A 10,471-nucleotide genomic window follows, 5' to 3' on the forward strand; every position below is an offset into this window, starting at 1 on the left:
GGCCGGCCGCGGTTCGCGGGAGACGGCACGCGGGGCCGGGGCGACCACGCCCCGGCCCCGCGTACGCCGTCGGTGTGCGATGTTCCGCGGCCTCAGCGCTCCCCGCCCGTGGCGGTGTCCGGCAGGCGCCCGGGACCGCCGAGCCGGTGCAGGGCCTCGGCGACGGCGGTCATCCGCGCGGAGAGCTCGGCGAGTTCCCGGCGCAGTTCGACGGCACGCCGTTGCAGAGCGACGGATCGGGCGGCCAGCGCCGCGGCCGCGGCCATGACATCGGAGTCCTCGTCCCAGGACCGGGCCGTCACGCGGCCCCCCGGCCCAGCCGCAGCGCGGAGACGCTGAGTTCCAGCCGCACGGTGTCGCTGAGCAGCAGGCCCCCGGCCGTCAGCGGGACGTTCCAGCCGAGCCCCCAGTCGGAGCGACGCAAGGTGGCCGCGCCCTCGAAGCCGACACGTCGCTGCCCGTGGGCGTCGATGCCACATCCGCCGTAGTCGAGGTCGATGCGCAGGGGCAGTTCGACGTCCTTGATCCTCAGGCTCCCCGTCATCCGGAAGGTGTCCTCGCCCACGGGGACGACCGCGGTGGAGCGGAAGACCATGAGGGGGAACGTCGCCGCGTCCAGGAAGTCCGGGCCGGTGATGTGGGAGTCACGCGCTCGCGCCCCCGTGTCCAGGCTGCCGGTCTGTACGCTCACATGGGCCTCGGACCGGCCGGGCCGGAGCCCGTCGAGCCTGAGAAACCCCTCGAACGCCCTGAATCTGCCCCGTACGTTGGTGACCATGGCGTGCCGGACGGAGAAGCCGATCGCGCTGTGGTCCGGGTCGATGACGTACGCGCCGGTCGGCTCCTCCCGCGGGCCGATGCCCGGGGCAGTGGTCTCCGCGCGGTTTCTGAGCATGACGGATCGACCTCTTCGTACGGGGATCTCGGATGTGCCGCATTCCGTCCGAGGCCGGCGGAACCCAGGCGAACGCGGTCGCGGGTGGCCCCTGCCCGGGGCAGGGGCCACCCGCGGGTGTCACCCCTGCTGCTGCGCGAACCAGTCGGAGAAGCGGGTGCCGGCGAGCTGCGCGCCGGGGCCGGGGACGAGGGAGGAGTCCTCGAGCTCGGAACCGAAGTACTGGGCGTGCGGGTCCGCGACGACCTTGCGGGGGTCGTTCTGCGCGGCGAGCACGTCGCGGATCAGCTCGTCGAACTGGAACACGTCGGGGCCGGCGATCTCCACCAGGCCGTTGACGGGCGTGCCGACGGCGGTACGGGCCACGGCGGCGGCCACGTCGTCGGAGAAGATGGGCTGGAACTTGACGGGCGCGACACGCACTGTGTCACCCTCGGTCGCCGAGTCCGCGATCCCGTTCACGAACTCGAAGAACTGCGTGGCGTGGACGATGGAGTACGGGACGCCGGACGCCTTGATCAGCTCTTCCTGGGCCAGCTTGGCACGGAAGTAGCCGTTGTTCGGGAGCCGGTCGGTGCCGACGATGGACAGGGCCACGTGGTGCTGGACACCGGCCTTCGGCGCCAGGTCCAGGAGGTTGGAGGTGCAGGTCCGGAAGAAGTTCATCACGGCCTCGTCCTCCCAGGAGGGCGAGTTCGAGACGTCGACCACGACCTGCGCGCCCTCCAGGGCTTCGGCGAGGCCCTCGCCCGTCAGCGTGTTGACCCCGGTGTTCGGCGAGGCGGCGACAGCCTCGTGCCCGTGCTCGGTGAGCTTGGCGACGACCTTCGAGCCGATCAGCCCGGTTCCGCCGATCACTACGACCTTCATAACGGAGTCCTCTCGGATGTTCTCGTGCGCGGCGCGCAGGAGGGCGGTGAGTCGCCCACCGGCACGGGGTGCGATGCGTTCTCACCGGGGATGACCGGGCAGCCGCTCGGTTTGTGACAGCGGGCGGCCGTCCGGCCGGGCGGGACCGGGTACGGACGTGCGGGATCGCACCGCGCAGGGGCCGTCGACCCGGGTCAGGTGCCGGCACCGGCGGGCCCCGCGCTCAGGAGGCCAGCCTGATCGTCGCCGGTGCGCCCTGCCGCGCCATCCTGGCGTAGGGACACAGTGAGTCGGCCTGCGCCAGGAGGGGGGCGGCGGTCGCCGCCTCCACCCCCGGCCATGTGACCAGCAGGTCCGCACGCAGCCGATACCCGCCGTCGGCGGGGTCGCGGCCGATGGCGACGGTCGCCGCCACCGAGATCGCCGCGGGACTCACTCCGGCCCGCCGGGCGACCAGGCTGAGCGCGGCGTGGAAGCAGGCCGCGAACCCCGCCGCGAAGAGCTGCTCCGGGTTGCTGCCCTCGCCGTCTCCGCCCAGTTCGGCGGGCAATCGCAGGCTGATGTCCAGTACCCCGTCGGCCGAACGCGCCCTGCCGGTGGCCCTCCCGTGACCGGCCTCACCGCCGTCGACGGTCACGGTCGTGCTGTAGAGGGTGGAGAAGGGCGCGCCGTGGGGGTCCTCGCTCACCAGGCCGCCCCGACCGCGGGAGGGCGCGGCGACGCAACGCGGCCCGGGGCGTACCGACGAGGGGAGGTGTGCGCGGCGCGTGTGACCGCTGTCTTCATCGTCTGCCCTTCGTCATCCCGGGAAAAGCTCCCATACGTGATCAATGACTTTGACCGGACGGCAGCACACCTTGTGACAGCGGGCCCGCGACTCGGGGGCACCGACCCGCGGTAGGTGCGGCCCGCAGCCCGATTCCTCGCCGACCGGCGGAAATCGGCGCAGACGGCAGGTGGCCGGGAATCGCCGCTCCACCGTGCCCATCGTGTTGGCGACCGCACCACCCCGGCGGACATCCGGTCCGGGCGGCCGCGCCCGCGGAACCGACCGTGCGCACCGCCCGTGCGACCTCACGGCGCAGGCGGACGCACACTCTGCGGATTGCAACACCGTGGCAAACGGTTGACCGATTTTCGGACATTGATGTCCGGACTCGTGACAGTGGGAAAGGCCGCTGACACCATCTGCGCAGTGTTCGGGTCGCCTCCGGGGGAGGAGGCGGCATCGACGCCGCCAACGCACCCACCGTCGTCACATCGCGGCCACTCATAAGGAGTCTCAGGAGTGACGAGCACTTTCCGCTCCACCCGATCCATGCCGTCCGCATCCCGGTCGTCCGGGCGCAGACGCGCCATGGCGACGGCCACCGTCACCATGGCCACGCTCATCGCGTCCGTACTGCCCCTCGCCGCCGCGGGCGCCCAGGAGAGGCCGCAGGGGACCGCGGCGTCGCCCGCGTCCGGTGCCCGGGCGGTCGCGCTCTCCTCCGCGCAGCGCGGCCGGCTGCTCGAGGCCGCGGCCGAAGCGAGTACCGGCACGGCCGGGGCGCTGAAGCTGGGCGACGAGGAGAGGCTGATACCGAGGGACGTCGTCAAGGACGCCGACGGCACGGTCCACACGCGCTACGAGCGCACCTTCGCCGGTCTTCCCGTACTCGGCGGCGACCTCGTGGTGCACGAGCGGACCGGCACCCGTACGGTCACCAGGGCGTCCGGTGCGAGGCTCACGGTGCCGACGACCAAGCCCGCCCTCACGGCGGCGAAGGCGCGTACGTCGGCCCTGGACATCGCCGGCCGGGAGGAGACCCGCAAGGCCGCGGTCGACAAGGCGCCGCGCCTGGTGGTCTGGATGGCGACCGGCGAGCCGACCCTGGCCTGGGAGTCCGTCGTCACCGGCGTCCGGAAGGACGGCACCCCCAGCCGCCTGCAGGTGGTCACCGACGCGAAGACGGGCAAGCGGCTCGCGAGCGTGGAGCAGGTCCACTCCGGTACGGGGACCGGCCAGCACAACGGCAGCGTGAGCATCGGCACGGTCCGCGACGGCGACGTCTTCGAGCTGGTGGACGCCGAGCGCGGCGGCAACGCGGCGTACGACCACGACACCGGGCAGGTCATGACGGACGACGACGACCTCTGGGGCGACGGTACGCCGTCCAACCGCCAGACGGCCGCCGTCGACGCGGCCTACGGCGCCCAGCAGACCTGGGACTTCTTCCACTCCCGCTACGGCCGCGACGGCATCGCCGGCGACGGAGTCGGAGCGCGCTCCTACGTCCACGTCGGCGACGGGTACGTCAACGCGTACTGGGACGACGACTGCTTCTGCATGAACTACGGCGACGGAGAGGGCAACGCACGGCCGCTGACGGCCCTGGACATCGCCGGCCACGAGATGACGCACGGCATCACCTCCGCCACCGCGGACCTGATCTACAGCGGAGAGTCCGGCGGCCTGAACGAGGCCACCAGCGACATCATGGGCACCGCGGTGGAGTTCTTCACCAACAGCCCCAAGGACGTGCCGGACTACCTGATCGCGGAGAAGGTCGACGTCTACGGCACCGGCGTGCCGCTGCGCTACATGGACCAGCCGTCCAAGGACGACGTGGGCTACGGCGCGTCGCAGGACTACTGGACCAAGGACACCAAGTACCTCGACCCGCACCAGAGCTCGGGACCGGCGAACCACTTCTTCTACCTGCTCTCGGAGGGCAGCGGCAAGAAGACGGTCAACGGCGTCCGCTACGACAGCCCGACCTTCGACGGCAAGAAGGTCGCCGGCATCGGCCGCGAGTCGGCCACGGACATCTGGTACCGCGCGCTGACCGTCTACATGACCAGCACGACGGACTACGCCGGTGCGCGCACCGCCACGCTCCGGGCCGCGGCCGACCTCTACGGGATGGGCAGCAAGAAGTACGAGGCGGTCGGCAACGCCTGGGCCGCCGTGAAGGTCGGATACCGCTACATCGGCCACCTCGCGATCGACAGCACCAACCCGCGGCGGACGGCGACCGGCCAGTCGGTCACCTGGCAGATCCAGGCGCAGAGCTCCCGTCCGGGCGCCCTGAGGTACTCCGCCAAGGGCCTTCCGCGCGGTCTGTCCATCAACGCGAAGACCGGCCTGGTCTCCGGCATCCCGGTGAAGGGCGGCGAGTTCCGGCCCGCCATCACCGTCAGGGACGCGGCGGGCAATTGCCGCACGGTCCGCTACCAGTGGACCGTCCTCGCCTCCGGCGGCGACACCTTCGTCAACCCCAACCGGTACGACATCCCCAACTGGGCCGTGATCGAGAGCCCGGTCACCGTCAGCGGCCGCAAGGGCAACGCCCCGGCCGACCTCAAGGTGACCGTCGACCTCTACGCCGTCCACGTCGGCTTCTACGTGATCGACCTGGTCAGCGAGGACGGCCGGGTGATTCCGGTGAAGGGCTGGTCGCAGGGCCCCGTCGCGATCCCGGAACTCCACCAGACGTTCACCGTGGACGCCTCCGCGATCCCGGCCGACGGCACCTGGAAGCTGCGGGTCAGGGACAACACCCCCGGCAACTTCATCGTGCTCCCCGGCTACCTCGACACCTGGAGCCTGGGCTTCTGAGCGGGTTCCCGGCGCCCTCAACGGCTCTCTGTGCGGTGCCCGGCCCTCGGGCGCCGCACGGGGGCCGGGCGCGGCCGCGGCGCCACGGCGGAGCGGGATGTCCCTTCCGGCGCGGTGGCGGGGCCGCCGGCCGGATCGCCGGTCAGGGGACGACGATGACCGGACGCTGGGCGCGGCGGGCCAGGGTGTCGGAGATCGACCGGATGAGCCCGGACCGGGTGCCGCGCGTGCGGCCCACGATGATGGCGTTCGCCTTGTACCTGCGGCCGACCTTCTCCAACTCCTCCGCGATGACACCACTGCGGCGGACGAGGGTCCAGGCCAGCCCCGACAGATGCTCGTCGCAGGCGAGTTGACGTACGAGGGTGTGAGCGCCGCCGTGCGGGCCCTTCGCGATGCCCGGCGGTTCGTATCCGAGCAACGACGCCACGGGGTTCTGCCGGGCGACGTGCACGATGATGAGCGCGGCGCCCGACCGCCGCGCCAGCCCGGCCGCATAGGAGAGCGCCCGCCTGCTGGGCGCGGAGCCGCTGTAGCCGACGAGCACACCGTACTTGTCCACGGTCCGGTGATCGCTGTCGCGTCCGGCGGCCGGCTCCCTGGCGGCGGACGAGCGCGGGAGAGGGCCGTCGCCGACAGGTTCGGGGAAACCATGGCCTGCCATGAGAAACCTTTCAGGGGAAAGCGGTACGGGTGAGGGAACACGGCGACGCGGGAGGCGCCGCACGCCGGATCACATGAGCGCGTTCCTCTTGTTCTGGAAGCGCTCCCGGTACTCCCGCCGTCTCATGGCGAGCCGTTCGCCCTCCGTCGTGCCGCCCCACACCCCTTCGACGGAGCCGAGCGTCACCGCCCATGCCAGACACCGCTCCATGACCGGACACCGGCGGCACACGGATTTCGCCTCCTCCGCCTGAAGCTGCCCCGGGCCGCTGTTGCCGATGGGGAAGAAGAGCTCCGGATCCTCCCCGAGGCACGCCGCGTCCTTCTGCCAATCCATGAAAACCTCCTCGTGTGGGAAACCGGCGCCCCGGCACTGCGCAGCGGCTGAACGGCACGAGCCAAGGTCTCGCATAGGAGACCGCGCGACCGCCGGATCCGTGACGCAATTCGCCCCGAACGCCGGATACCGGATATCGGCCCCCGTGGGCATCAGGAAGCGCCGGGGGCATGGGGAGTGCGGTTCCAGGAGCGCAGCTTGTCGGGGTTGAGGACCACCCAGACGTGGACGATCCGGTCATGGTGGACGTCGAAGGAGATGACCCCGACGACCAGGTTGCCGTAGCGCACCACCAGGCCGCAGCGACCGTTGACGGACTGGGCCGTCAGCTTCGTCCCGGGCTGCCGGGCCAGCAGCGTGGACAACCTGTGGGCCACCGGCCCGCTTCCGTGGACGGGTTCCGCCAGCGTTCGGATCTTGCCGCCGCCGTCGAAGAAGGCGGTGGCGTCGGGGGAGAGCAGGGAGGCCAGGAGCGCGGCGTCCTCCGTGAGACACGCCTTCAGGACCGTACGTGTCATGGCGTCGTGCTGCTCGGCGCTCGTCGGGTACGAACGCTTCCGGCGCAGGAACCGCCGGGCGCTGTCGGCGAGATGGTCGCACTCGAGTTCCGACCTGCCCACGATGCCGGCGACCGTACCGGGCGCCATGCCGAAGACGTCATTGAGCACGAACGCCGCACGCGCGGTCGGAGGGAGGGAGTCCAGCGCGGAGAGCAGGACCTGACCGCTGTGCCGCCCCGGTGCGTCGTCGTGAACGGGCCACACGATCGGCGGCATGCCGTCCGGCTGCCCCGACGCGGCCGCCCTGATCTCACGGTCCAGCAGGATGAGACGGGACACGCTCATGCCGCCCAGGACTTTCACCAGCCAGGGGAGGGGCTCCGGGATGTCCGCGCGTTCGGCCTCCGAGAGCTCGTACCAGCGGGCGTAGGTGTCGTCCACGATCTGCTCTGCCTCGCTGCCGTCGCCCAGAAGCCAGCGGGCGACGTCGAGCAGGTGCCGGCGCTCGTCGACCAGTTCGGTGATCGGCTCGGCGGCGAAGGCGTGATCCATCGGTTGACTCCTCGGGTGCGGCAGCGTCGTGTTCTTCATATCGGTCGACGCGGAGCCGGACGGGCGGCTCGCCGTCCACGGGAGGGCGTCGCCCGTCGCGGTGCGCATCGACGCGTCACCGATTCATCGGGAGCGGTCCGGGTACGCGCGTCCGACCACGCGTACCCGGACCGGCTGTCAAGCCGAGGGCGTCAAGGGTGAGGGGGGCCTCCCAGGTAGCGGTGCAGCCCTTCGGGCCGGCTGCCGTGAAGTGATTCGACCAGGTGCCGCAGTTCCGCCGGGTCCGGCGTTCCCCGCGTCTCGAGCAGCAGGTACTCGCGGGCCCGGCGTACGATCTGGTGCGCGTCGCCGAGGCCGAGCTGCAGGATCTCGGCGATCTGGGGGTACGGATAGCCGAACGCCTCACGCAGCACATAGGCCGCCCGTTCGGTGGGAGTCAGCCTCTCCAGCGCAAGGAGCAGGGCCAACTCCAGACTCTCCGTCTCCGCTTCCCGGGACCCCGCCTCCGCATCCGTGCCGGTGTCGATGGGTTCGGGCAGCCACGGGCCGATGTAGGACCGGCGGTTCGCGTGTGCGGACCGGGCGGTATCGATGGCCAACCGGGTGGCCGTGCTCGCCAGGTGGGCCGACGGGTTCAGCACCGCGGACCGGTCGGTGCGCTGCCAGCGCAGCCACACCTCCCGCACCACGTCCTCCGCGTCCGCCGCACTGCCCAGGACTCGGTAGGCGATGCCGAAGAGCCGCGGCCGGAGTTGCGTGAAGATCGCATGGGCGTCGTCGCAGGAGTGTGCCGGCGGGGACGGGTCGGGACCCACGGTGCGTTCTCCGTTCCTAGGTCTGTGCGGTCGTGCGGCGCGGTCGTGTGACCGTCGCGTGGAGGTCCGCCACCGTGGCTGCCGCTGTCCGCACGCACACCTGGAGTGCATCGGGGAGTCCGTGCGTTATGGGTGTCGTCCCGGTCCCGGCTGCCACATGTGCGGCGTTCGCCGAACGTTGATTCGGTCCTGTGTCATCAGCATGAGAGACCGGAGCCGCCGCGTTTCTGTGACAAAGGCCCGTGCCCCGGCTGCCCGGCGCATCGGCTCGTCACATATGGAGTGGTTATCCGGTCTTGCCATGAGGTGGGCGAAATCGCTGCTGCCGCCCTCCCGGGCGCGGCTTGGGCACGCACACTCGTGCACCGGATCCGCCGCGCCGGCCGTCACTCAACCAGGAAAGCCGCCATGGACCCCAAGAAGACGCCCCTCCTCGGCGCCGACCTGCGCAGCACCCTGACCGGGGTCTACACCGTCGACCCCGTGTGCAGCGCGATCGGCTTCGCCGTCCGGCGTGCGATGGTCACGACCGTACGAGGGGGGTTCAGGCGTTTCGAGGGAGTGCTCGAACTCGACGGGGCGCGGCCCACACGATCCAGGGCCTCGGTTCGCGTCCGGACGGGCAGCCTGGACACGGGTGCCGTCGAGCGGGACGCCCTCGTCACCGGCCCGGACTTCTTCGACTCCGACGCCTTCCCGTTCATCGTCTTCCAGTCCACCGGGATCACGCCGTCCGGAGGCGACAGGTTCCGCGTGTCGGGAGACCTGAGGATCAGGAACGTGGCACTGCCCATCGTCACGGACCTCGAGTTCAGCGGGGCCACCCGTGACGCCGACGGCAGGACCCGCGTTTGCTTCGAGGGGAGCGCCACCCTGTGCCGGTCCGACTGGGGGCTCACCTGGACGTCCGGTGACGTCCTGATCGGCGACAGGGTGAGGATCGATTTCGACATCTGCGCCGTGCAGGAGACCCCGGTGACCATCTGACGCTGCCGCACCGCGGAGCCATCGCCACAGGGACAGTGGAACACTGTGTTAGGGTCACACGGTGTCGCAGCCGTGGGTCACGCCGACATCCCCCCTGCTGCCGGCCTGACCCACGACTGCGACTTCTCTTTGTGCGCGCCGGGGAACCGAGGCCCGAGCGAGCGGGCGACTGCCGCCGACCCTTCCCACGCGCCGCTTCCGGGTGGCACTCGCCCGGCCGTCGCGGAGTGATGGCCGGGCTGCTCCGTCCCGGGACCTCCCCGTCTCCGCCGGCGCGACAGCCGCCTGCGTGAACCCCTCGACGACTTCGCCCTGTTCCCGTCGTCCACTGCGGGACGACGGGAACAGGGCGAGGCCGGACGTCTCCGCGCCGCCGGGAACGGCGCGGAGACGGACTCCGTCCCGGGGGACGGGAGTCCTCGGTCAGCCGAACATGCCGGGCTGGTAGCCGCCCGCGGGCTGCTGGATGGCGATGTTGATCCGGTTGTAGGTGTTCATGATGGCGATGAGCGAGACCAGCGCGACGAGCTGGTCCTCGTCGTAGTACTTGGTGGCGTTCGCCCACACCTCGTCGGGGACACCGCCCGCCGCGTCGGCGATGCGGGTGGCCTGCTCCGCGAGCTCGATGGCGGCGCGCTCGGCGTCGGTGAACACCGTGGCCTCGCGCCAGGCCGCGACCAGGTTGAGGCGGAGGGAGGTCTCGCCGGCGGCGGCGGCGTCCTTGGTGTGCATGTCGGTGCAGAAGCCGCAGCCGTTGATCTGGCTGACGCGGATCTTCACCAGCTCCTGCGTCAGGACCGGCACCGCCGCGTCGGACGCCACCTTGGTGGCCGAGTTGATGTGCTTGAGGATCTTCCCGGCGAGGGGGTGGCTGAAGTAGTCGAGGCGGGGTTCCATCGTGATCTCCTCATACGGTTCTGGCCTGCTGGTGATTCCACCTGGCAGACCGGACAGCCGCGCGAGATGTGACAGAGGTGCGGCTGAGACCTGCGTCACTCGCCCCGCGGGGCGACCTCGGTGTGCCACCCCGCTCGGCGCGTGCGGAGCGGTGTCACATATCCGGACACGGTCCGGTCCTAGGGGTGTCACCCGGCCACGGGCAGCAGGACGCCCAGGTGCGCGTCGTGCCGAGAAGCCCCGGGACAGTTAGGAGCATCCGAAACCATGGCGGTTTCCGTAACCCTGCCGGCGCTCGGCGAGAGCGTGTCCGAGGGCACCGTCACCCGCTGGCTCAAGGCCGAGGGTGAGCGC

General features: G+C 71.0%; 11 protein-coding genes and 1 pseudogene. 3 read left to right on the forward strand and 9 right to left on the reverse strand.

The window, feature by feature from the left end:
- Positions 1-92 precede the first annotated feature (92 nt).
- The 4 genes from AB0F62_RS31100 to AB0F62_RS31115 form a co-directional block, all read right to left on the reverse strand.
- Complete coding sequence (locus tag AB0F62_RS31100; RefSeq protein WP_361806711.1) at positions 93-302, reverse strand: hypothetical protein; 210 nt, start codon at positions 300-302, stop codon at positions 93-95.
- Entirely contained in the window at positions 299-895 is a 597-nt protein-coding gene (locus tag AB0F62_RS31105) for a YceI family protein (protein WP_361806714.1), read from the reverse strand. The genes AB0F62_RS31100 and AB0F62_RS31105 overlap by 4 nt, the downstream gene beginning before the upstream one ends.
- Before the next feature lie 120 nt (positions 896-1,015).
- Positions 1,016-1,765, reverse strand: coding sequence for an SDR family oxidoreductase (locus AB0F62_RS31110; protein WP_361806717.1), 750 nt, complete (start codon positions 1,763-1,765; stop codon positions 1,016-1,018).
- A 223-nt stretch (positions 1,766-1,988) separates the two neighbouring features.
- On the reverse strand, positions 1,989-2,453 hold the full coding sequence (locus AB0F62_RS31115; protein WP_361806720.1) for an Ohr family peroxiredoxin: 465 nt from the start codon (positions 2,451-2,453) through the stop codon (positions 1,989-1,991).
- A gap of 669 nt (positions 2,454-3,122) precedes the next feature.
- Here AB0F62_RS31115 and AB0F62_RS31120 point away from each other — a divergent pair.
- A complete protein-coding gene (locus tag AB0F62_RS31120) occupies positions 3,123-5,366 on the forward strand; it encodes a M4 family metallopeptidase (RefSeq protein ID WP_361806747.1) in 2,244 nt (747 codons plus the stop codon).
- 142 nt (positions 5,367-5,508) lie between these two features.
- Here AB0F62_RS31120 and AB0F62_RS31125 read toward each other — a convergent pair whose 3' ends face one another.
- The 4 genes from AB0F62_RS31125 to AB0F62_RS31140 form a co-directional block, all read right to left on the reverse strand.
- Complete coding sequence (locus AB0F62_RS31125) at positions 5,509-5,928, reverse strand: universal stress protein (protein WP_361806723.1); 420 nt, start codon at positions 5,926-5,928, stop codon at positions 5,509-5,511.
- A gap of 171 nt (positions 5,929-6,099) precedes the next feature.
- Complete coding sequence (locus AB0F62_RS31130) at positions 6,100-6,366, reverse strand: WhiB family transcriptional regulator (RefSeq protein ID WP_361806726.1); 267 nt, start codon at positions 6,364-6,366, stop codon at positions 6,100-6,102.
- A gap of 152 nt (positions 6,367-6,518) precedes the next feature.
- Positions 6,519-7,418 (reverse strand): RNA polymerase subunit sigma, encoded by a 900-nt coding sequence (locus tag AB0F62_RS31135; protein ID WP_361806729.1) that lies wholly within the window; start codon positions 7,416-7,418, stop codon positions 6,519-6,521.
- Between the two features lie 191 nt (positions 7,419-7,609).
- A complete protein-coding gene (locus tag AB0F62_RS31140) occupies positions 7,610-8,233 on the reverse strand; it encodes a sigma-70 family RNA polymerase sigma factor (protein WP_361806732.1) in 624 nt (207 codons plus the stop codon).
- A gap of 408 nt (positions 8,234-8,641) precedes the next feature.
- Here AB0F62_RS31140 and AB0F62_RS31145 point away from each other — a divergent pair, with 408 nt between their 5' ends.
- Complete coding sequence (locus AB0F62_RS31145) at positions 8,642-9,220, forward strand: YceI family protein (protein WP_361806735.1); 579 nt, start codon at positions 8,642-8,644, stop codon at positions 9,218-9,220.
- A 423-nt stretch (positions 9,221-9,643) separates the two neighbouring features.
- Here the strand turns inward: AB0F62_RS31145 and AB0F62_RS31150 are convergent, their stop codons facing one another.
- On the reverse strand, positions 9,644-10,117 hold the full coding sequence (locus AB0F62_RS31150; protein ID WP_361806738.1) for a carboxymuconolactone decarboxylase family protein: 474 nt from the start codon (positions 10,115-10,117) through the stop codon (positions 9,644-9,646).
- A gap of 267 nt (positions 10,118-10,384) precedes the next feature.
- Between AB0F62_RS31150 and AB0F62_RS31155 the strand changes: the two are divergent.
- A pseudogene (locus AB0F62_RS31155) lies at positions 10,385-10,471 on the forward strand (acyltransferase); the annotation flags it as partial.

This window comes from Streptomyces sp. NPDC026673 (genome assembly GCF_040638135.1).
Classification (GTDB): domain Bacteria; phylum Actinomycetota; class Actinomycetes; order Streptomycetales; family Streptomycetaceae; genus Actinacidiphila.